25 protein-coding genes are annotated in these 20,932 nt (G+C 69.5%); 7 read left to right on the top strand and 18 right to left on the bottom strand.

The genetic code is table 11. The annotated features are described in order from the left end of the window. Window position 1: 1 nt before the first annotated feature. The 12 genes from nuoL to IEX84_RS11950 form a co-directional block, all read right to left on the bottom strand. Window positions 2-2,035 (bottom strand): NADH-quinone oxidoreductase subunit L, encoded by a 2,034-nt coding sequence (nuoL, locus tag IEX84_RS12005; RefSeq protein WP_188872819.1) that lies wholly within the window; start codon window positions 2,033-2,035, stop codon window positions 2-4. Between the two features lies 1 nt (window position 2,036). Beyond that, window positions 2,037-2,339 carry an NADH-quinone oxidoreductase subunit NuoK gene (nuoK, locus tag IEX84_RS12000; RefSeq protein ID WP_188872818.1) on the bottom strand — a complete coding sequence of 101 codons (303 nt, stop codon included), beginning with the start codon at window positions 2,337-2,339 and terminating at the stop codon, window positions 2,037-2,039. Next, on the bottom strand, window positions 2,339-2,635 hold the full coding sequence (locus IEX84_RS11995) for a hypothetical protein (RefSeq protein WP_188872817.1): 297 nt from the start codon (window positions 2,633-2,635) through the stop codon (window positions 2,339-2,341). The genes nuoK and IEX84_RS11995 overlap by 1 nt, the downstream gene beginning before the upstream one ends. Continuing rightward, window positions 2,632-2,919 carry an NADH-quinone oxidoreductase subunit J gene (locus tag IEX84_RS11990; RefSeq protein WP_188872816.1) on the bottom strand — a complete coding sequence of 96 codons (288 nt, stop codon included), beginning with the start codon at window positions 2,917-2,919 and terminating at the stop codon, window positions 2,632-2,634. Before IEX84_RS11990 ends, IEX84_RS11995 begins: the two co-directional genes overlap by 4 nt. Further along, on the bottom strand, window positions 2,916-3,377 hold the full coding sequence (locus IEX84_RS11985; RefSeq protein ID WP_188872815.1) for a NuoI/complex I 23 kDa subunit family protein: 462 nt from the start codon (window positions 3,375-3,377) through the stop codon (window positions 2,916-2,918). Before IEX84_RS11985 ends, IEX84_RS11990 begins: the two co-directional genes overlap by 4 nt. Then, window positions 3,374-4,426 (bottom strand): complex I subunit 1/NuoH family protein, encoded by a 1,053-nt coding sequence (locus IEX84_RS11980; RefSeq protein ID WP_188872814.1) that lies wholly within the window; start codon window positions 4,424-4,426, stop codon window positions 3,374-3,376. The genes IEX84_RS11985 and IEX84_RS11980 overlap by 4 nt, the downstream gene beginning before the upstream one ends. Further along, window positions 4,426-6,108: an NADH-quinone oxidoreductase subunit D gene (locus IEX84_RS11975; RefSeq protein WP_188872813.1), complete on the bottom strand. Its 1,683-nt coding sequence runs from the start codon at window positions 6,106-6,108 to the stop codon at window positions 4,426-4,428. The genes IEX84_RS11980 and IEX84_RS11975 overlap by 1 nt, the downstream gene beginning before the upstream one ends. Next, a complete protein-coding gene (locus IEX84_RS11970) occupies window positions 6,105-6,809 on the bottom strand; it encodes an NADH-quinone oxidoreductase subunit B (RefSeq protein WP_188872812.1) in 705 nt (234 codons plus the stop codon). Before IEX84_RS11970 ends, IEX84_RS11975 begins: the two co-directional genes overlap by 4 nt. Further along, window positions 6,806-7,201, bottom strand: a complete 396-nt coding sequence (locus tag IEX84_RS11965) for an NADH-quinone oxidoreductase subunit A (protein ID WP_188872811.1) — start codon at window positions 7,199-7,201, stop codon at window positions 6,806-6,808. Before IEX84_RS11965 ends, IEX84_RS11970 begins: the two co-directional genes overlap by 4 nt. Window positions 7,202-7,287: 86 nt before the next feature. Further along, the gene (gene purE, locus IEX84_RS11960; RefSeq protein WP_188872810.1) at window positions 7,288-7,914 is read right to left on the bottom strand and encodes a 5-(carboxyamino)imidazole ribonucleotide mutase; all 627 of its coding nucleotides are present in this window, start codon (window positions 7,912-7,914) and stop codon (window positions 7,288-7,290) included. Between the two features lie 6 nt (window positions 7,915-7,920). Next, entirely contained in the window at window positions 7,921-9,045 is a 1,125-nt protein-coding gene (locus tag IEX84_RS11955; protein ID WP_188872809.1) for a 5-(carboxyamino)imidazole ribonucleotide synthase, read from the bottom strand. 88 nt (window positions 9,046-9,133) lie between these two features. Then, the gene (locus IEX84_RS11950; RefSeq protein WP_188872808.1) at window positions 9,134-10,879 is read right to left on the bottom strand and encodes a flippase activity-associated protein Agl23; all 1,746 of its coding nucleotides are present in this window, start codon (window positions 10,877-10,879) and stop codon (window positions 9,134-9,136) included. A 125-nt stretch (window positions 10,880-11,004) separates the two neighbouring features. On the opposite strand from IEX84_RS11950, the gene ribH reads away from it, so the two are divergent. Genes ribH through IEX84_RS11935 form a run of 3 tightly spaced genes read left to right on the top strand, consistent with a single transcriptional unit; the run spans window position 11,005 to window position 12,972 of the window. Further along, window positions 11,005-11,415: a 6,7-dimethyl-8-ribityllumazine synthase gene (gene ribH / locus IEX84_RS11945; RefSeq protein ID WP_188872807.1), complete on the top strand. Its 411-nt coding sequence runs from the start codon at window positions 11,005-11,007 to the stop codon at window positions 11,413-11,415. 3 nt (window positions 11,416-11,418) lie between these two features. Next, entirely contained in the window at window positions 11,419-12,561 is a 1,143-nt protein-coding gene (locus IEX84_RS11940; protein WP_188872806.1) for a pyridoxal phosphate-dependent aminotransferase, read from the top strand. A 54-nt stretch (window positions 12,562-12,615) separates the two neighbouring features. Then, on the top strand, window positions 12,616-12,972 hold the full coding sequence (locus IEX84_RS11935) for a GIY-YIG nuclease family protein (RefSeq protein ID WP_188872805.1): 357 nt from the start codon (window positions 12,616-12,618) through the stop codon (window positions 12,970-12,972). A gap of 47 nt (window positions 12,973-13,019) precedes the next feature. On the opposite strand, the gene IEX84_RS11930 is transcribed toward IEX84_RS11935, so the two are convergent. Then, window positions 13,020-13,673: an RAD55 family ATPase gene (locus tag IEX84_RS11930; RefSeq protein WP_188872804.1), complete on the bottom strand. Its 654-nt coding sequence runs from the start codon at window positions 13,671-13,673 to the stop codon at window positions 13,020-13,022. Window positions 13,674-13,774: 101 nt separating this feature from the next. Next, window positions 13,775-15,433, bottom strand: a complete 1,659-nt coding sequence (locus IEX84_RS11925; protein ID WP_188872803.1) for a potassium channel family protein — start codon at window positions 15,431-15,433, stop codon at window positions 13,775-13,777. 88 nt (window positions 15,434-15,521) lie between these two features. On the opposite strand from IEX84_RS11925, the gene IEX84_RS11920 reads away from it, so the two are divergent. Both IEX84_RS11920 and IEX84_RS11915 read left to right on the top strand, forming a co-directional pair. Continuing rightward, complete coding sequence (locus IEX84_RS11920; protein ID WP_188872802.1) at window positions 15,522-15,758, top strand: heavy-metal-associated domain-containing protein; 237 nt, start codon at window positions 15,522-15,524, stop codon at window positions 15,756-15,758. Between the two features lie 211 nt (window positions 15,759-15,969). Next, complete coding sequence (locus tag IEX84_RS11915; RefSeq protein WP_188872911.1) at window positions 15,970-16,245, top strand: MarR family transcriptional regulator; 276 nt, start codon at window positions 15,970-15,972, stop codon at window positions 16,243-16,245. Here IEX84_RS11915 and IEX84_RS11910 read toward each other — a convergent pair. Continuing rightward, window positions 16,242-16,604, bottom strand: a complete 363-nt coding sequence (locus IEX84_RS11910; protein ID WP_188872801.1) for a winged helix-turn-helix transcriptional regulator — start codon at window positions 16,602-16,604, stop codon at window positions 16,242-16,244. The genes IEX84_RS11915 and IEX84_RS11910 overlap by 4 nt on opposite strands. A 114-nt stretch (window positions 16,605-16,718) precedes the next feature. Here IEX84_RS11910 and IEX84_RS11905 point away from each other — a divergent pair, with 114 nt between their 5' ends. Both IEX84_RS11905 and IEX84_RS11900 read left to right on the top strand, forming a co-directional pair. After that, window positions 16,719-17,351: a uracil-DNA glycosylase family protein gene (locus IEX84_RS11905; protein WP_188872800.1), complete on the top strand. Its 633-nt coding sequence runs from the start codon at window positions 16,719-16,721 to the stop codon at window positions 17,349-17,351. A gap of 90 nt (window positions 17,352-17,441) precedes the next feature. Then, complete coding sequence (locus IEX84_RS11900; protein WP_209590405.1) at window positions 17,442-18,350, top strand: mechanosensitive ion channel family protein; 909 nt, start codon at window positions 17,442-17,444, stop codon at window positions 18,348-18,350. A 50-nt stretch (window positions 18,351-18,400) separates the two neighbouring features. On the opposite strand, the gene IEX84_RS11895 is transcribed toward IEX84_RS11900, so the two are convergent. The 3 genes from IEX84_RS11895 to IEX84_RS11885 form a co-directional block, all read right to left on the bottom strand. Next, window positions 18,401-19,216 (bottom strand): PGF-CTERM sorting domain-containing protein, encoded by an 816-nt coding sequence (locus IEX84_RS11895; protein WP_188872798.1) that lies wholly within the window; start codon window positions 19,214-19,216, stop codon window positions 18,401-18,403. Window positions 19,217-19,291: 75 nt separating this feature from the next. Further along, complete coding sequence (locus tag IEX84_RS11890; protein WP_188872797.1) at window positions 19,292-19,519, bottom strand: DUF7543 family protein; 228 nt, start codon at window positions 19,517-19,519, stop codon at window positions 19,292-19,294. Next, complete coding sequence (locus IEX84_RS11885) at window positions 19,520-20,896, bottom strand: NAD(P)/FAD-dependent oxidoreductase (RefSeq protein ID WP_188872796.1); 1,377 nt, start codon at window positions 20,894-20,896, stop codon at window positions 19,520-19,522. It lies immediately after the preceding gene. Window positions 20,897-20,932: the final 36 nt, after the last annotated feature.

The raw sequence follows: 20,932 nt of genomic DNA, 5'->3' as shown, positions 1-20,932 counted from the left end.
GTCAGAACCACCCCCCGAGGAGGAGGACGATGAGGAGCAAGACGACGAGCCCGAGGACGAGCTGGGTCGTGTACGTCGTCACGACGCCGGTCTGGACGCGCCGGAGCCGGTCTGACGCGACGAGACTCGTCGAGGAGACGCCGTTCACGACGCCGTCCACGACGCTCGCGTCGAAGACGTCCACGGCGTCGGCGAGCGGTTCGACGACGCCCGTGGCGAGCCACGTCTGGAACTCGTCTTGGTAGTAGTTGTTGTACAGGAGCGTCTTCGTCGGCCCGAGGACGTCCGTCTTCTCGGACGGCTCGGGGACGTTGTACCACGTCCACGCGAGCGCGACGCCCGCGAGCGCGACGACGAGCGAGACGACCGCGGAGACGGTGGGGCTGACCGCGACGGTGTGGAACCCCGCGACGTCGACGACGAGCTCGTGGTAGTGTTCGGCCGTCGGGCCCGCGAGACCGGGGAGCGGGCCGTTCAGCCAGCGTTCGAGGAACAACAGGTGTTCGCCGACGACGCCCTTCAGCGGGTCGACGTTGACGAGGCCGACGACCGCGGCGAGCACGCCGAGGATCGCCACCGGGACGCGCATGTTCGCCGACGCGGGACCGGCGTCGCGCGCCGTCTCGGAGCGGGGTTCGCCGTGGAAGGTGAGGAACACCATCCGGAAGGTGTAGAACCCCGTGAACGCGACGGCGACGAGCCCCATGAGGTACGCGAGCAGCACGAGGGGCTGGCCGCCGAGGCCGACGGTGAGTGCGTGGTGGAGCACGGCGTCCTTCGACCAGAAGCCCGCGAACGGCACGATGCCGGCGAGCGCGAGCGAGCCGGAGAGGAACGCCCAGTAAACCGTGGGCATCCGCTCTTTGAGCCCGCCCATCTTCCACATGTCCTCGTCGTGGTGCATGGCGATGATGACCGCACCCGCGCCGAGGAAGAGGAGCGCTTTGAACGTCGCGTGCGTCAGCAGGTGGAAGACGCCGGCGACGTACCCGCCGGAACCGAGGCCGAGCATGATGTATCCGTACTGGCTGATGGTGGAGTACGCGAGCACCTGCTTGATCTCGCGCTTGACGAGCGCCATCGTCGCGGCGAACAGCGCCGTGAACCCACCGACGAGCGCGATGACGGTGAGCACCGTCGGCGTGAGCGCGTAGAAGCCGTAGAGGCGCGCGACGAGGTAGACGCCCGCCGCGACCATCGTCGCGGCGTGGATGAGCGCGGAGACGGGCGTCGGACCCTCCATGGCGTCCGGGAGCCACGTCTGGAGGGGGAACTGCGCGGACTTCCCGATCACGCCGCCGAGTATCAGGAGGCCGAGGGTCGTGAACCACGTCGCGGGGTCGACGCCGAACGTGTTCACGCTCGCCTCGCCTTCGAGCGCGGCGTGCGCGAGCGCGGGGAAGGACGCGTCGCCGGCGAACGCGGCCGTGCCGAACGTCCCGAGGACGCCGACGAGACCGACGAGCAGGAAGTAGTCACCGAAGCGGGTGACGAGGAACGCCTTCTTCGCGGCGCTCGCGGGGCCGGGCTCGCGGAACCAGTGGCCGATGAGCCACCACGAGCAGAAGCCGACGAGCTCGAAGAAGACGAAGGCCTGCAGGAGGTTCGACGCGAGCGCGAACGCGAGCATGCTCGCCGTGAACAGCCCGAGGCCCGCGTAGTACCGGGGGAGGCCGCCCTCGCCCTCGTCGTTCATGTAGCCGAGGCTGAAGACGTGGACAAGCAGCGAGACGCCGCTGACGATGACGACCATCAGCGCGGAGAGCGGGTCGACGAGGACGCCGAACGTGAGCGCGAACGAGTCGTTCGCGGCCGGCACCCACGTCCAGACCCGCGAGAGGGTCGCCCCGCCGGCGCCCACCGTGAGGAACGCCCAGACGGAGAGCGCGAGCGAGACCGCGGTCGCGGCGATGCCGGCGAGCGCGCCGCCCTTCGGGAGGGCCGCCGGCTTGTAGTGGCCGACGAGGAGCGCGACGAGGAACGCCGCGAACGGCACGAGCGGGATCGCGGTGACGGCTGTGGTTACGTCCGCCATCTTACCACCTCATACTCGTCGGGTTCGTGATGTCGATGTCTTTGAAGTTCCGGTACGCGACGAGGACGATCCCGACGCCGACGGCGACCTCGGCGGCCGCGAGCGCCATCGTGAACAGGCTGAACACCTGCCCGCTGATCGTCCCGTAGTGCGCGCTCGACGCGACGAAGACGACGTTCGCGGCGTTGAGCATGAGCTCGACGCTCATGAGGTAGACGAGCGCGTTCCGGCGCGCGAGGACGCCGAAGACGCCGATGCAGAACATCGCCGCCGAGAACAGCAGGTAGTACTGGAGGGGGACCATCAGCGCTCACCTCCGTCCTTGCGCGCGAGCGTGATCGCCGCGACGACGGCCGCGACGAGCACGACGTCGACGATTTCGAAGGCCGCGAGGAAGCCGTTCGAGAGGAGCGGCGTCTCCCCGGCGAGACCGATGAGCGCGTAGCCGATTCCCTCGGTGATGGAGACGTCCGCGGGGAACCACGCGGCGCTCCCGAAGTCCGCGACGAGGAACGCGCCGGCGAGCACGACGAAGAGGACGAGCGCGCCCGCACCGCGGGCGAGGTTCGCGTCGGTCGCCAGCTCGGGTCGGGTCGTCATAGCGCCACCTCCTCGCCGTCGTCGCTCTCGTCGCCCGCGTCGTCCGTGAGCATGACGGCGAACGCGAGCAGGACGAGCACGCCACCGACGTAGACGAGCACCTGCATCGCGGCGACGAACTCCGCGCGGAGCATCACGTAGTGGACCGCGACGCTCAACAGCGCGCCGCCCAGCGAGAGCGCGGCGTGCCACGCGTGCTTCGAGAGGACGACGCCGGCGCTGAAGCCGAGCGTCACGAGCGCGAACGCGGCGAACGCCGCGAGTTCGAGCGTGCTGGCGCTCACTGGTAGTCGACCTCCCCTTCGCCCTCACCGACCCACGCGCTGCGGTCCGGTTCGCGCGACGCGAGCGGGTCGATGTCCTTGTACCACGGGACGTTCCCGAGCTGTTCTTTGTTGTAGACGAGGTCGTGTTTCGTGTCGCCCGTGAACTCGAAGTTCTCCGTGAGGAGGATGGCGTCCACGGGACAGACCTCCTCGCAGAGCCGGCAGTAGATGCACTGCGCGACGTGGAGGTTGTACTGTTCGCCCTGCCGTTTGTCGTCGGTGACGATCTGGATGGTGTCGTTCGGACACACCTTCTCGCACTGGCGACACCAGATACAGCGCTCCTGGCTGAACTTGTGGATGCCGCGGAACCGCGGGGAGACGTCGGGGGCCTCCTCGGGGTACTCGACGGTGAACGTCTTGCCGTCCAGTGCGTGCTTCATCGTCGTCGCCATCGACTTGAGGAGTCCAATCATGCTATCACTCCCACGATGATGGCCGTGAGCACCAGGTTCGCGAAGGAGAGGACGAGGAGTCCTTTCCAGCCGATCTCGAGCATCTGGTCGATGCGGACGCGCGGGACGGCCGCGCGACACCACTGCGTGAAGAGGAAGACCGCCCAAATCTTCACGCCGAACCAGACGATGCCGAGCCACGCCGGGCCGGGCCCGGCGGGGCCGCCGAGGAACAGCGTCGTGAGTACCGCGGCGCTGAGGAAGATGTGGAGGAACTCGCCGAGGAAGAAGAGGACGAAGTAGATGCTGGAGTACTCGGTGATGTAGCCGCCGACGATTTCGGTCGGCGCCTCACCGATGTCGAAGGGATTCCGGCCGACCTCCGCGAGGCTCGCCACGAGGAAGAGCGCGAGCGCGAAGGGGTTGAGGAAGCCGTACCACGCCGGGATGGCGATGGGTCCGAGCGAGACGAGCGTCCCCTGCTGTGCGGCGACGATGTCGCTCAGGCGCAGCGACCCGGCGAGCAACACGACCGATGCGGCCGTGATGACGAGCGGAATCTCGTAGGCGATGCTCTCGGCGACCGAGCGCATCGAGCCGAGCAGCGAGTACTTGTTGCCGGAGGCGTAGCCGCCGACGACCATGCCGACGCTGGCGATGCTGGAGACGGCGAAAACGTAGGCGAGGCCGATTTCGGGGTCGGCGAGTTGGAGGCCGCTCCCCATCGGAATGACGGCGAAGCCGAGCAGCGCCGACAGCGGGAGTATCGCGGGCGCGACGTCGAACGCGGGCCGGTCCGCGCCGTCGGGGACGATGAGCTCCTTCGACATCAGGCGGACGGAGTCGGCGGCGATGGTGAAGATTCCCGCCGGGCCGTTTCGGTTGATGGCGATCCGGTCGGTGAACATCGCGGTGATCTTCCGTTTCGCCCACGGGCCGGCGAGCGCGGACGTCGTCAGCATGACGGTGACGACGACCCCGGAGACGACAGCGGCGAGGACGACCTGGAGCCAGAGCGGCGGCGTCGCGTAGCCGAGCCACTCGGCGACCGCGACCGGCGTCGTCGCCATCAGCGGTCCACCTCGCCGAGGATGATGTCGAGGCTCCCGAGCGTGGCGACGAGGTCCGGGATGTACTCACCGCGCGACATCTCGGGGAGCGCCTGGAGGTTCGAAAAGCAGGGGCTCCGAATCTTGAAGCGCGCGGGCTTGTCCGTCCCGTCCGAGCGGATGTAGATGCCGAGTTCGCCCTTCGCGCCCTCGACGGCACGGTACACTTCGGCGTCGGGCTCGGGGTTCAGCGTGCGCGGGACGTTCGCCTGAATCTCGCGCTCGTCCTCCGGCCACTCCTCCAGGAGGTCGACGCACTGTTGGATGATGCGTGCGGACTGCTCGACCTCGCGCATCCGGACGAGTAGGCGGGAGTAGTTGTCCCCGCCGTCGTCCGTGATGACGTCCCAGTCGAGGTTCTCGTAGTAGCCGTACGGGTCGTCGCGCCGGAGGTCGTAGTCGATTCCGGAGGCGCGCGCGACCGGGCCGGTGACGCCGTACTGCTTCGCGGTCTCGGCGTCGATTTCGCCCGTGCCGACCGTCCGGAGCTGGAAGAGCTCGTTCTCCGTGATGAGGTCGTGGTACTCGTCGACGCGGTTCGGGAGGTCGTCGAGGAACTCCCGGACGGTCGCGAAGAACTCCTCGCGGGGCTCGGGGAGGTCCCAGACGACACCCCCCAGCCGGAGGTAGTTGAACATCATCCGCTGACCCGTGAGGTCCTCAAGGATGTTCTGAACGACTTCGCGGTCCCGCATCGCGTACATGAAGATGGCGGTGAAGTCGCCGTAGATGTCGAGGCAGAACGTCCCGAGCGCCAGCAGGTGCGCGGCGATACGACAGAGTTCGGCGCTCATCGTGCGGACGACCTGCGCGTACTCGGGGACCTCGATGTCGTTCAAGTCCTCGGCGACGCGCGCGTACGCCCACTCGTTGAGGATGCCGGCGGAGCCGTAGTCCCAGCGGTCGGGGTACGGCATTATCTGGTGGCGATAGGTCCCGCTCTGAGCCATCTGCTCCTCGCAGCGATGCAGGTAGCCGATGTCGGGTTCGACGTCGAGGACCGTCTCGCCGTCGAGGACGGTTTCGAGGTGGAGGACGCCGTGCGTCGCCGGGTGGTGGGGGCCGATGTTGACGAGCATCGTGTCGGACTCCCGGTGGTCGTCGGCGAGCGGGTTGACGTTCTCCTCGAACTCGACTATCTGGGGTTTGTCCTGGTTGTAGTCGCGCCCGAGCGGGTGGCCCTGCCAGGTCTCCGGGAGGAGGATGCGCCGGAGGTCGGGGTGGTCATCGTAGTCGATTCCCACCAAATCATAGGCCTCGCGCTCGTGCCAGTCCGCCGTGCGGAAGACGGGTTCTGCGCTCTCGCTGACGGGGTTATCGCGCGACGTCGGCACGACGACGCTCACCTCCTGGGTCGGGTCGTCGTACTTCTTCAGGTGGTAGATCGACTCGAAGCGGTCGTGGTACTCCTGTGCGGTGACGTTCGAGAGGTGGTCGAAGCCCGCCTCCGTCCGCAGGGTCGAGAGGGCGTCCTGCACGCGGTCGGCGCGGACGACGAACGCCTCGGCGTTGAGGTGTCTCTCGCGGCGCACGACCGCGTCGCCGAGCAGCGCTTCGAGCGCGTCGTAGTCGACGACGCCGGCGGGGTCGGCCGGGTCGGGTTCCTCGACGGCCTCCTCGTCCGGTTCTTCGGTCTGGCTCATGGCGAATCGGCCCAGTTGTAGCGCATGACGAGGGTCTCCTCGTCGATGTCGTCGGCGAGCTTCTCGACGAGTTCGTCCTTCTCGAGGTCGCCGAACTGTTCGAGTTCGTACGGCTTCACCGTCACCGGCGAGGTCTCGCCGTTCTTCACGCGCTCCTGGAGCTTGGCGATGCCGTAGACGAGCGCCTCGGGGCGGGGCGGACAGCCCGGGATGTGGATGTCGACCGGGATGACCTCCTCTGCGCCCTTCACGACGTTGTACCCCTGCTGGAAGGGGCCGCCGGAGGTCGAACAGGAGCCCATGTTCACGACGAACTTCGGCTCGGGCATCTGGTCGTAGACGCGCTTCATCCGCGGGGCGAACTTGGAGACGATGGTCCCGGGGACGATCATCACGTCCGCCTGCCGGGGCGAGGCGCGGGGGACGCCGGAGCCGAATCGGTCGAGGTCGTGTTTGACCGCGTACGTGTGCATCATCTCGATGCTACAGCACGCGATTCCGAACTGGAGCATGAACATGGAGGAGCCCCGGACCCAGTCCATGAACGCGTCGAACTTCGTGAGGACGAACGGCGTGGAGCCGAAGGCCTCACGGAGGGTCGAGTTGAACCGCGAGTCGACCTCGGACATGCGGTCCTCGCGGGTCTTCGTCTGCGGTGCGGTCGTGTCGATGATGTCGTCGCGGGGGTGGTCGCTACTCATGTGTTGAACTCCGTGTTTGCGCTCGACACCCAGCGGATGACGCCGGTGCGCCAAGCCCAACCGAGCCCGACTACGAGGACGGCGATGAAGACCAACATCGGGGCGAGCGCCGACCCGAGGCCGGCGGCGCCGACGGCGTCCTGATAGACGACGGTCCACGGGAAGATCAGGACGGTCTCGATGTCGAAGACGACGAAGAGGAGCGCGACCATGTAGTACTGGATGTTGAAGTTGAGCCGCGTTCCGCCCGTCGGGACCTCACCGCTCTCGTAGACGGTTTCCTTCCCTTTCTCCGGCACGCTCGGCCGCAGCAGCCTCGACGCACTCACCATCACGGCGGGTATCGAGGCGGCGACGACGGCGAACACGCCGACGGCGATCCATTCGTTCATCGTTCCGTATCACGCCGGACTTCACCCCCCACGCGTATAAGCGTTGATTCTTTGCGATATGGTCGAAACCCAAGAAAACGGGGCTTTCAGCCGCTCTCCTCGAATCCCGCGGTGCCGAGTTCGTGGAGGCGACGCGAGACGTTCGCCACCCCCTCGCGGCGCTCGTCGTGGAGGGCGACGAGACGCTCGCGCAGCCCGTCGTGTCCGCGCGCCAACGTTTGGGCGGCGGAGAGCGCGGCGTTGTAGGACTTCCCGGCGTCGACGGCCGTGAGGGGCGCGCCGGTCGGCATCCCGATGACGGAGTCGACGGACTTCTCCTGCACGGGGACGCCGATGACCGGCACGGGGAACGCGATTGAGGCCGTCATGTTCGGGAGGTCCGCGGACTTCCCGCCCGCGCCAGCGATTATCACGTCCAGTCCGCGCGCCTCGGCCGTCTCCGCGTACGCGTACATCAGGTCGGGCGTCCGGTGCGCGGAGACGACGTACGACTCGAACGTGAAGCGTTCCGCGGGCGGGTCGTCGTAGTCCGTCACCTCCGCGAACCCGAGGTCGGTGAGCGCCTCCGACGCGCCGCGCATCGTCGGGAGGTCGGAGTCGCTCCCCATCACGATGCCGACGTCGGGCGTCCGCTCGCGCTCGCGTTCGGCCTCCGCGCGGAACTCGGCGCACAGTTCGTCCACCGCGTCCGTCTCGTCGCTGTCAGTCGTCACGTGCACTCACTCGAAGTCGAGGGCGTTACGCGCTTCGTTCGCGCGCTCGCTCGCCTCGCCGACGTCGTCACCGAGCGCGGTGACGTGGCCCATCTTCCGCAGCGGGCGCACGTCGCGTTTGCCGTACCAGTGGAGCGCCGCGGTCGGGACGGCGAGCGCTTCCGGGACGCCCGCGAGGTCCGCGGGTTTCGTCTCCGCGACGTCCCCGAGGACGTTCACCATCGCCGTCGGCCCGCGCAGGGAGGGGTCGCCGAGCGGGAGGCCGAGCACCGCGCGGACGTGCTGCTCGAACTGCGAGGTGACCGCGCCCTCGATGGTGTAGTGCCCGGAGTTGTGCGGGCGCGGGGCGATCTCGTTCACGAGCACCTCGCCGTCGACCTCGAAGAGCTCGACGCCGTAGACGCCGCGCCCGCGGAGGACGTCGAGCACGTCCGAGACGACCGCGCGCGCCTCGGCGACCACGTCGTCGCTCGCCGCGGGCGGAACGCGCGTCTCCCGGAGAATCTCGTCCTCGTGGGCGTTCTCGACGACGGGGAACTGCGTCTCCTCGCTCGCGCCCTTCGCGCCGATGGCGGAGAGTTCGCGCTCGAAGTCGAGGAGCTCCTCGGCGACCAGCCCCTCCAGGTCGTCGAAGTACTCCGCGGCGTCCGCGACCGTCTCGGTGACGTGGTTCCCGCGACCGTCGTAGCCGCCGTGTCGGGCCTTCAGCATCAGCGGCGCGCCGAGGTCGTCGAAGGCCGCCTCCAGGTCCGCGGCGTCGTCCACGCGGCGGTACGCGGGGACGGGGACGCCCGCCTCGTCGAGGGCCTCCTTCTCCGCGAGTTTGTCCTCGGTCGTCCGCAGCGTCCACGGCTTCGGGTGAACCGGGACGTCGACGTCCGCGAGCAGGTCGGCGTCCGCGAGTTCGATCTCGAAGGTGAGCGCGTCCGCGCGCTCGACGAGTTCGGCGAACGCCTCGGGGTCGTCGAAGGCCCCCTCGACGTGGTCGGCGGCGGGCGTCGCCGCGGGGCAGTCCGGCGTCGGGTCGAGGACGACCACGTCGACGCCGAGCGGCGAGGCGGCCTCGGCGAGCATCCGGCCGAGTTGGCCGCCGCCGACGACGCCGAGCGTGGTTCCGGGTGGCGTCTGCATACCCGAGGGGTGTGGACGGGAGTGCATAAGCGTTGTCGAAGCCCGCCTCTAAGTGTTCACGAACGTGCTATCGTCGCGGCGGCGCGCGCTACCGGCCCGCGACCGCCGCGCTCGACGTCGAGGGCGGCACGGGCGAGCGAAGGGCCGCAGCGTCGTCCCCGCCCCCGCTCGCCGTGTCGTTGCGCACGAAGAACACGGTCGGCGTGTCGGTCGCGGTGAGCCGGTACGTGGCCGCGTGGTACCCCTCCAGCTTCGGCGCGACGGCGTCGTAGTTCCGCGCGCGCGTGACGACCACGGGCGCGGTCGTGTCGTCCAGCGTCCCCTCGCTCGTCGTGCTCGCCGTCTTTGCGCCCATCGCCTCGAAGTACCACGGGAGCGGGAGTCGCCACGTCCAGTGGCCGGGCTCGGCGAACGACTCGTCGGGTGCCGCGGAGGGTTCCGACTCCGCGTAGAAGTGACTCCCGTAGTAGAGGACGTCCGGCCCCGAGGCGTTCGCGTTCGCCGCGACGGCGGCGTCGATTTCGGCGAGCGTGTCGCCCATCTCGGCGTTCGGCTGGCCGTACTGGACGAGCGGGCCGGGCTGTTGGGGGTGGACGAACGCCGCCGCGACGCCCGTGGAGAGGCTCCACCCGAGGAGGGCAACGACGAGGAGGACCGAGACGGCGGCCTCGGCGTCGACGCCGCGCGCCCACCGCCCGACGTCGGTGCCCGTCGGCCACGAGAGCCCGCGGACGAGCAGACCCGCGCCGACGGCCGCGGGGACGGCGAGCGGGACGACGACGTGGACCATCGCCCACGGCGCGGTGATGTCGGAGACGGCGGGGTAGATGACGAGCGACGCGCCGCCCCAGTAGCCCGCGAAGGCGACGAGCGGCCGCGGGCCGTCGCCCGTGTAGCGGTCGTGGAGGAAGCCGACGACGGCGAGACCGCAGAGGACGAGCGCGCCGCCGGCGAGCGTCCCGAGGTCGTGGACGAAGAAGTGGACGTAGCTGTGCGGGTGGCCGCCGACCCAGGTGTCGGCGAACTTCCCGACGGAGCCGAGCGTCGCCCGCGCGAGGACGTCCGGGAGGAGCGCGGGGGTCGTGAGCGCGCGGCCGAACTCGGGGCGCGGCGCGTAGAAGACGACGACGACGGCGAGGAAGACGACGACGGCCGCGCCGAGGTCGCGCGCCCACGCTCGGAGGCCGCGGCCGACCGCGATACCGCGCTCGGCGAGGGCGGCGACGGCGCTCCGGTCGCGGACGCGTGCGCGGACGAGCACCCAGTCGAGCAGGAGGCCGAGCGCGCCGACCCAGCAGGCGACGTAGACGAGGGCGTTCTCCTTCGTCGTGAAGGCGAGGCCGAGCGAGAGCGCGCCCGCGTAGAGGTGACGGCGTCGGCCGGTGTCGACGGCCCGGACGACGAGGGCGAACGCGGCGAACGCGAACGCGGCGACGAGGACGTCGTTGCGCATGAACCGCGAGTAGTAGAGGAGGAGGGGGTTCGCGGCGAACGCGACGGCGAGCGCGACGGTCTCCGTTCCGGAGAGGCGCTCGCGGAGGAGCCACGCGGTCAGGGGGAGGAGGCCGCCGACGAGCGCGACGACGGCGCGCATCGTCAGGTCGCTCGCGCCGAACGCCCCGAAGACGACGCGGTTGACGTGGAAGAGGAACGGGCCGTGGACGATGGGGTGGTAGGTGTACGCGCCGGTCTCGGCGTACCGGAGCACCCAGTAGCCGACGCGCCCCTCGTCCCAGTGGGCGACGCGCGCGCCGAGCGAGACGAAGCGGGCGACGAGCGCGACGGCCGTCACGGCGAGGACGGCGACGGCGACGCGGCGATCCGAGTCGGACATCTGTCCGAAGCCTCGTGACGGGCCGGGGTAACTGTTTCTGAACGGCGACCCCGTTGGCGGCGCGCGACCGGGGGCGCGCACGCGAGAACGGTAGCGTTTTGCCGGCCCGGGTGGACGGTTCGCACATGGTGTCCCTGGGACTGGTCGTCGCCGAGTTCAACCGCAGCGTCACCGAGGGCATGGAGGAGGCAGCGCGCGACGCCGCCGCCGACGCGGGCGCGACGGTCGCCGAGACCGTCCACGTGCCGGGCGCGTACGACGCGCCGCTCGTCGCCGACCGCCTCGCTCGCCGCTCCGACGTCGACGCCGTCGCGGTGCTCGGCGCCATCGTGACCGGCGACACCGACCACGACGAGGTTATCGGGCACGCCATCGCCTCGAAGCTCAGCGACGTGAGCCTCGAACGCGACGTGCCCGTCACTCTCGGCGTCTCGGGCCCGGGGATGTCCGGTGCGGAGGCCAGAGAGCGGATCGAGAAGGGCGCGGAGGCCGTCGAGAGCGCCCTCGCACTCGCGGACACACTGGAGGACCTCTAACTCATGGAATTCGCAGACCGCATCACGCGTGTCGAACCGAGCGCGACGCTCGCGGTGAGCAACCTCGCGAAGGAACTCGAAGCCGAGGGCGAAGACGTCGTCGACCTCTCCGTCGGCGAACCCGACTTCGACACCCCCGAGAACATCGTCGAGGCGAGCGAGACGTCGCTCGAACGCGGCGACACGGGGTACGCCCCGTCGAACGGCGTCCCCGAACTCCGCGAGGCCATCGCGGCCAAACTGCAGGGCGACGGCCTCGACTACGAGGCGGGCAACGTCATCGTCACGCCCGGCGCGAAGCAGGCGCTCTTCGAGACCTTCCAGACCGTGGTGGACGAGGGCGACGAGGTCGTCCTCCTCGACCCCGCGTGGGTCTCCTACGAGGCGATGGCGAAGATGGCGGGCGGCGACCTGACGCGCGTCGACCTCGCCGAACACGACTTCCAGCTCGAACCCGCGCTCGACGACCTCGCCGACGCGGTGAGCGACGAGACGACGCTCCTCGTCGTCAACTCCCCGAACAACCCGACGGGGGCCGTCTACAGCCGCGCGGCGATGGAGGGCGTGCGTGACCTCGCCGTCGAGCACGACATCACCGTCATCTCCGACGAAATCTACCAGCACATCAACTACGGCGCGGAGCACGTCAGCCTCGCCGGTCTGGAGAGGATGTACGAGCGCACCGTCACCATCAACGGCTTCTCGAAGGCCTACTCGATGACCGGATGGCGACTCGGCTACCTCGCCGCCCCCGACGACATCGTCGCGGAGGCGGGGAAGATACAGTCGCACTCCGTCTCCTCCGCGACGCACTTCGTCCAGTACGGTGGCGTCGAGGCCCTGGAGAACACCGAGACCGCCGTCGAGGAGATGGTCGAGGCGTTCAGCGAGCGCCGCGAGTTCCTCCTCGACCTCCTCGCCGAACACGGCGTCGAGCCCGCGACGCCCGAGGGCGCGTTCTACATGATGCTCCCCGTCGACGACGACGACCAGTCGTGGTGCACGAACGCCCTCGAAGACGCGCACGTCGCCACCGTCCCCGGCTCCGCGTTCGGCGCGCCCGGCTACGCCCGCGTCTCCTACGCGAACAGCAAGCAGCGCCTCGCCGAGGCCGTCGAGCGCCTCGACGCCGAGGGCTACCTCTAAGCGCGACGTCGCCGACGCGACCCTTTTTTGCCGACGCGGCGGTCACGACGGGACGTGAACCCCGGCACGTACACGCTGCTCCTCTCCCTACCGACGCCCGCGACGGTCACTTTCGGCGCGGCCGGCGAGCGACGTCTCGACTCCGGGTGGTACGCCTACACGGGCTCGGCGTTCGGCCCCGGCGGCCTCTCGCGCGTCGAGCGCCACCGCCGCGTCGCCGCGGGCGAACACGACGTTCGGCACTGGCACGTCGACTATCTCACCGGCCACCCGGGGACCGATCTCGACGCGGGCGAGCCGGTCCCGGGGCTCGGGGCGTCGGACTGCGACTGCGAGACGCACGTCACGTACGCGCGAGAACGCGGGACGCTGGCGAGCGTGGCGACGGAGCGACACGGGACGGTGCGGTGAGCGGGGCGCTCACCGGCCGTCGCCGCGTGCGGCCCGAGGCCGAATCGTCAGTCGAGCGCGACCCAATCCGTGGGGGCGTCGGTGACGCCACGGACGCGGGCTTCGCGGCCGCCGCCGTCCGCGAGGCGTATCTCCACCATCCCGTCGAAGAGCTGGCTGATGGTGTTGACCTCCTGTTGGTCGTGGCTGTCGGGGTCGATGGCGAAGAGACCGAGCCAGTCGCGACTCTGAATCTGGCTGGTAAAGACGTGGAGGAAGCGAAAGAGCCGCTGGAGGTCGACGTACATGAGAAGCGGGGAGAGCGAGTCGAAACCGACTCGAACGCGCCCGAGGTCGGCCTCCTCGGCCTCGCGGGCGATTTCGGAGAACTCGATTCCGATACCGGTGAGGTCGCCGGGCGAGGAGACGCCGTGGACGCGGGCACCCTCTACCTCCGTGGCGTCACCGACGCAGTCGATGATGCGGAGGAAGTCGTGACCGTCGCTCGGTCGGACGTCCTGGTAGGCGTCGACGACGTCGGCGGCGGGGTTCCGCGAGGTGACGACGACGGAGCCCTCCCCCTCGCTCTCACCGCGCGCGAGGAGCTTCAGCAGGAGCTGTCGCTTGCCCGACATCGCCGGACCGCTGACGAGCAGGTTCGTGCCGGGCTCGACTTCCGTGAGCAGCTCCGGCGGGAGGGCGCCGTCGATCTTATATGGCATGTCTGCTGGGTGTACCGACATCTCCTCTCGGTGCCGTCCTTGGGTCGTCTATGCCCAGCCAACATAAGTATGTGCGGGATAGCGGCCGAAAGGTGACCGGATCACCCATCGGCGGCGGCTCCGGGACTCCCGATGGAGCCGACGAACTCGTTGAACGAGGCGACGTCCTCGTCGGTGCCGGCGACGACGAGACGGTCGTCGGCCCGAAACTCGAAGTCGGGTGGGAGGTCGGTGCGGACGTCGCCGTCGCGCTCGACGGCGATGACCGTACAGCCGGTCCGGTCGCGGACGTCCGCGCCGGCGAGGGTGCGCCCCGCGAGCGCCGGCGCGGTCGTGTTGACGATGGTGACGCCGGTGTCGAGGCTCATGACGTTCTCGCCGAGGACGGTGTCGGCGAGCATCCGGCCGCTGACGGTGGCGAGCGCCATGACGTAGTCCGCGCCGGCGGCGTACACCTTCGAGGCGGCGTCGGCTTCGTCGACGCGGGCGACGATGTCGAGGTCGGGCTCCGCCTCGCGCGCGACGAGCGTGGCGAAGACGGTGTCCGCGTCCGCGCCGAGCGCGAGGACGAGCGCGGCCGCCTCGTCCACGCCGGCCTCGTCGAGGGCACTCGGGTCCGAGACGTCCCCGACGACGTCGACCGCGCGCTCGTCGGCGACGTCGACGACGGTGTTCTCGACGCCGCGGCTGTCGAGGACGTTCTTGACGGTCGAGCCGACCTCGCCGTGGCCGGCGACGACGACGGGGCCGTGGGCCTGCGAGCGGTGTTCGGCTATCGTCTCGCCTTTGAGCGATTCGAGGTCCGACTCCGCGCCGGCGACGAGCAGAATCGTGTCGCGGCCGATGGGGCGTTCTGGGTCGGGCGCGCCGACGAACTCGCCCTCGAACCACGCGCCGACGACGTGCGCGCCCGCTCGTTCGCGGATGTCGCTCTCGGCGATGGTCGCGCCGTCGAGGTCGCTCCCGGCTTGAATCGGCATCTCGGCGACGACGAAGTCCTCCCCGATGGTGACGGTCTCGCCGAGGTCGGTGCTGACGGTCGCGGTCACCTTGTCGGCGAGCGAGCGCCCGAGGATGTCGTGCGGGCTGAGGACGTCGTCCGCGCCGGCGTATTCGAGGTACGTCGCGACGTCGGGGTCCTCGGCGAAGCTGACGATGCGAACGTCGTCGTCGCGGGCCCGTGCGGAAAGCGCCATCATCGCGTTCGCCTCGTCGGTGTCGTCGAGGACGACGCTGCGCGCGGCGGTGACGTTGGCGGCGTCGAACCCCGCGGCCGTCTCGGGGTCGGCGAAGACGACGGAGCGGCCGGCCTCGTGGTGACGGCGGGCGGCCTCCCGGTCGTCGACGAGCAGGACGTAGGGAACGCCGGCCGCGACGAGTTCGTCGACGAGCGTCTCGCCGCGCGCCGAGAAACCGGCGATGACGACGTGGTCGGTGCGGTCGCTCGACGTCGGTGGGTCGACTTCGAGGCGGCGTTCGACCCACGGCGCGGCGAACAGCGGGAGCGTGAGGACGAGGAGCACGAGGCCGGTGAGCTGCATCACCATCACGAGGACGTTCATCGGCGCGGTCGCCCACGGCGCGTCCTCGCCGTACCCCGTCGAGGTGAACGACTGGACCGTCACGCCGAGGGCGCGAACGAACGTGACCGGTCGTCCTTCGAGGTGCGCCATCCCCCACTGGTAGACGAGGGCGTAGGCGACGGTGACCGTCACGAGCAGGGCGACGTAGCCTGCGGCCCGTCGCTGTTGGGCGTTCATCCGGGCCGGGATAGCGGCGGCAGTCGTATAATTCCGTGCCCTCGTCGCGGCCCACAACGCCCTAAGGGCTGCCGGTCGAAGCGGGGGTATGGTCACGAAACTTCGCGTTCGCGGAATGGGCTGTGACGGCTGTGTGGACATCGTCTCCGGCGCGCTCTCCGAGGCGTCGGGCGCGGGCGACGTCGACGTCGACCTGGCGTCCGGCGAGGCGACCGTCGAGGGCGACGTCGACTCGGACGAGCTCGTCGGGAAGGTCGAGCGCGCCGGCTACGAGGCCGAGGTCGCGGGGTCCGAGCCGGTGTCCGACGACGACGACGAGGAGTAGCGCACGGCGCGACGCGTCGCGACCGACCGCCGTTTTTCCGTGTCGTCACGCCCGCTCAGCGGCGGCCATCCGCGCCGTTCGGAGCGGAACGCGGGCGGGGAACGAACCGCGCCGTGGCCGGCGGGGCGCGCCACCCAGTTACCTATAGGTAACCCCCTCACGCAGCCGTTACCGAGGTACTATAGTGGTGGCGCACCTCCCATCGAACACGATGAACGAAGAGACGGTCCAAGACCTCCCGCCGAGTGCGAAGCTCGTCCTGAAGGTACTCGAGTACAACGGTGGGCTGACCCAGAAGGAGATCGTCGAGAAGTCCCGGCTCTCCCAGCGGACCGTCCGGGACGCGCTCGAACGCCTGCAGGAGAGCGGCGTCGTTCAGAAGGACATCTACATCCCGGACGCCCGACAGAACCTCTATCAACTCGACGTCGAGACGGACTCGGAGGCGGAGACGGCGGACGACCAGAGCGCCGCGCTGCTCGATTAAGGCGTCGGTTCGGTTCCGGCTTCTAAGTGCTCGTCGCCCCACTCGGCGAGCGCCAGCACGACCGTTTCGAGCGACTCGCCCGTCTCCGTGAGCGAGTAGCGCACCCGAATCGGCTTCTCCTCGATGACCTCCCGGTCGAGTAGCCCCTTCGCCTCGAGGTCGTCGAGGCTCTCCGAGAGCACCTTACTGGAGATGCCGTCGACCTCGTCCTGTAGCTCGTTGAACCCGGCCGGCCCGTTGACGAGCAGGCGGTGGATGATGACGGGGTGCCACTTCTTGCCGATGAGCGTCGCGGTGGCGGTGATGGGACACCAGTCGTCCCCGGGGCACTGGATTTCGAGCCGCTCGGTCTTGCTCACACGTACGGTGGAGACCTCGAGCGGAAAAAAGGTTACCTCCGGAAAGGGGGTTACCCGTCCGTAGCTCGTCGGGGGAGGCGCATCGTTCTTATTCGCGGACCGCCACGTGGGCGTATGGAGAACGTCACGGACCGGACGAGCAATCCGTTCGGGATGCACCCGGACACCGACGCGTACGTCCCCGGATACGGCGACGCGAACGCCGACTTCCACGTCGTCGGCGACCACCCGGGCGCGCACGGCGGCGCGGAGACCGGCGTGCCGTTCACCGGCACGGACGCGGCCGTCCGCCTCCAGCACGCGCTCGCCGCCGTCGGCCTCGTCGACGAACCCGGCGACGAACCCGCCGTCGACGACCTCTTCGTCTCCTACCGGCACATGGGAGTCGTCGAGGGCGACCCGAGCGCCGCCGACTACGCCGAGATGGAGCCGTTCTTCGACGCGGAGCTCCGCGCGATCACGGCCCACGTCCTCCTCCCGGTCGGGCGCGCCGCGACCGAACACGTCCTCGAACAGTACACGGCCCGCCGCGGGAAGGTCGACACGAGCGACATGGCCGCGCGCCACGGCGAGGAGGTCCACGGCAGCGGCTTCCTCGTCGTCCCCGTGCGCGACCCGCGCGAGTGGGAGGACGGCGACGACGAGGCGCTCGCCGACGCACTCGCCGACCTGCTGGCCCGCGACTACCGCCGCGAATCCGACCTCGGGCGCTTTCTCACCGGTCCCGACCCCTACCTCGTTCGGTAGGCCCGACCGGCCGGTTTTTTGTGCCACCCCGGCGGAGGGGATGGCGTGAAACGCGGGTACGCCGCGCTCTGTCTCGCCGTCGGCTGTGCGATGGCCGGCGGTCTCGCACTCGACGCCGGCGGCGCGTTCGCGAGCGCGCTCGCCTACGGCTACACCACCGGCGAACTCGTCGGGCGCGCGTTCCTCGCGTGCGCCGTCGTCGCCGGCTGTTACGGCGCGTACGTCCTCGTCGGCTCCTTCCTCGTCCGCCGCACGGCCGACAAGGTCGAGCGACACAAGCTCCGGTCCGTCCTGCGGTTGTGCGCCGTCCTCGTCGGGACGGTCGCGGTGCTCGGCGTCGTCACGGACCGCTGGGTGCCGGCGCTCGTCTCGCTCGGTGTCGCCGGCTTCGCCGTCACGTTCGCCCTCCAACAGCCCCTCCTCTCGCTGTTCGGCTGGGTCTACGTCATGGTGAAAGAGCCCTACGAGGTGGGGGACCGTATCGCCATCGACGGCGCGACGGGCGACGTCATCGACGTGGACGTCCTCGTCACGACGCTGTGGGAGGTCGACGGCGGGCTCGTCGCCTCGAATCAGCCCTCCGGGCGGCACATCACCGTCCCGAACAGCGTCGTGCTCGCGACGGGCGTGACGAACTTCAGCCGCGAATCGTTCCCCTACGTCTGGAACGAGGTGTCCGTCCAGGTCGCCTACGAGACGGACCTCGACTTCGCCACCGAGCAGATGCGCGCCGTCGCCGGCGAGCTGCTCGGCGACGAGATGGCGCGCGGCGTCGCGGACTACCGCGAGCAGCTCGCGGAGACACCGGTCGAACTCGAGGTGAACGAGCGCCCGAGCGTCAACGTCGAACCCGAGGGAACGTTCGTCACGCTCCGCCTCCGCTACCTCGTCCCGCCCAAGCGCGGCCAGCGGACGAAGAACGAGCTCTATCGGCGGATTCTCGAGCGGTTCAACGAACACCCGGAGCGCGTCGCGTTCCCCGTCGGTCGCAATCGCTAGGGGCTCGTCGGGGACGCGAAAGAAGGTGAGTGCGGGGTGAGGGCGGGTGGTTACCGCTTGCGGGCGGCGACGAGCGCCGCACCGGCGAGCGCGACGAGGGCGAGACCGGCACCGAAGCCGGGCGAGGAGCCGCTGCTCGTCTCCTCGCTACTCTCCTCGGTCGTGGACGTCTCCTCCGTCGTGGAGGTGGACGTCTCTTCCGTGGTCGACGTCGTGGACGTGCTCGTCTCCTCCGTCGTCGTGGAGGTGGACGTCTCCTCCGACGTCGTGGAGGTCGTCGTGGACGTGGTGTTCGTCTCGTTCTCCGTCGTCGTCGTCGTGGTCGTCTCGTTCTCCGTGGACTCGTTCTCGATGGTCAGCGACGCGACGGCCTCGCTCCCGCTGGACTGCGGGTTGATGTCGGTCGTGACGTTGTACGTGCCGACTTCGGGGTTCGTGACGTTCCCGTAGACGAGAACGACCTCGTCGCCCTCGTAGAGGCTGTAGGAACCGCCGAGGCTGAACGTGACGGTGCCGCCGTTGTTGCTGACGGAGACGCCCTCGAGGTCGTCGGAGGCGTTCACGTCGACGGCAGCGCCGGAGCTGTTCCCGTCGCGGTCGATACCGATGGCCTGCACGTCAGCCGCGCTGACGTTACTCGCGTCGGCGCTCGTGTTCGTGTAGTCGACGGCGAAGCCGTTCCAGGAGGACGTGTTGAGCGTGCTCCCGACGGTCTCGGTGACGGTGTGCGTCGAGACGTCGCCGGGCGTGCTCGGCTCCGCGGAGATGGTGGCCGTGTTCGCGGCGGCGGCGAGGCCCGAGGCCCCGACGACGACGGTGAGTGCGAGGAGCGCAGCGATCAGACTGCGCGAGATGCGACTAGTCATACTGTAAATTACGTTGAAAACCGGACGTCACAAAGTCGTTTCGAAGCTCGATGGTCGCCGCAGCGGCCGCAGCACTCAGGCCTCTTCGGAATCGCCGTCGCGCCACTCGGCCGCGAGCGCCAGCGCGTCCGCCTCCGTCTCGCATGTCTCGCGGCGGTACGCCTCGCCCGCCGGCGCCTGCCGGAGGCGGTCGTACGTCACCGCCCACGCGCCCGTCGCGGTCTCGCGGACCGACACCACCGCGTTGCCGTCGTCGCGCTCCCAGCGTTCGCCCACGTCGGGCGTCGTCTCGTGCCAGTCCATCTAGTAGCGGTACTCGGCCTCGCGCAGCTGCGTGTACTTGCCCTTCCGGTAGCGGAACTTCGCGCTCTTGTAGTTCTTGTAGAGGCGTATCCCGTCGAGCCCGACGCTCGCGTTCTTGCGCGTGACTATCTTCCCGGAGTCCGCGGATTCGAGCATCTGCCGGCAGACGCGGAAGGCGGTGTCCCAGTCGTCCGGTCCGTACTCCTCGACGACGTCGGCGATGGCGACGTTCCGCAGGATTTCGTCGCCGATGGCGTCCTTCCACGCGTCGTTGTAGGCCTCGAGTCGGTCGAGCGCGGCGAGCTCGCCCGCGAGTTTCCCGGTGCGGATGGCGACGTGGTCGCCGCCCTCGTGGAACGCCGAGGTGGTACCCATCGCGCCGCCGACGACGGCGATGCCGGCCGCGGTCGGGGAGTCTATCGGCCGCGTCGAGGAGATCGAGTACGTCTCCGTCCCCTTCGACTTCCCGTACCCCTCCTCGACGACCGGGAAGTCCGATTCGACGTCGTACTCGTCGCCGTAGAGGTCCTCCAGGAGCCGCCGGATGTACTCGCTGCCGTTCGGTATCGACTCGTCGTCCTCGCGGAGGAGGCGATAGTCGCTCGCGTCGATCCCCTCCATGTCCATCCCGATGGGCATCGTGAGCCCGACGCGCGCGACGTCGTCCGCGTTCGGGAACACCCACGGGTAGGCCGTCTCGCCCGGCATCCACCCCCACCAGAACTTGATGCTGCGCGAGTCGAGGACGCCCTCCGGGAACTTCCGGTACTCCTGGTAGGCGATGTGGTTCGTCTTCGGCGGGCTCAGGCGCTCGCTCGCCGACTCGTCGGCGGGGAGGAACCGGTCGAGGACGGGGATGGTGACGCGGCGCTGCGGGCCGTCCGCGAGGATCACGTACTCAGCCGTCCACTCCTCGCCGTTCGAGAGCGTGAGCGTGTGCTCGTGGCCGTCCGAGAGGTCCGTCTCGACGTCCGTGACGCTGTCCCCGACGCGGTAGTCCGCGCCCGCGTCCTCCGCGCGCTCGCGGAGCCAGTCGTCGAGTTTCGCGCGCTGGAACGTGAAGCCGAAGCCGTCGTACGACGACTCGATTCCGGTCCGGTCGACGGACACCGACTCCTCGGGACCGATGAACTCGGCGTCGTCGAGTTCGCACTGGACGACGCCCTCGGGGAGTTCGTCCACGTCGATGTCGGCGATGTCGACCCAGTAGTCGAGGAAGCCCGCGGCGTCGGTGGAGTCCGGTCCGAGGCGGTCCCGGTCCGCGCGCGGGACGCCGCTCTCGAAGACGACGGTCGAGGCACCCTCGGCGGCGGCGCGCTCGGCGGCCGACGTGCCGGCGGGTCCGCCGCCGACGACGGCCACGTCTACGTGGTTCATACCCACCCCCACTTCGCGCGCCGACTAAAAGGCTTC

It is taken from the genome of Halarchaeum rubridurum (assembly GCF_014647115.1).
GTDB lineage: Archaea > Halobacteriota > Halobacteria > Halobacteriales > Halobacteriaceae > Halarchaeum > Halarchaeum rubridurum.
The sequence above is the reverse complement of the archived record's forward strand: the minus strand, read 5'-3'. Positions and strand labels throughout refer to the sequence as shown.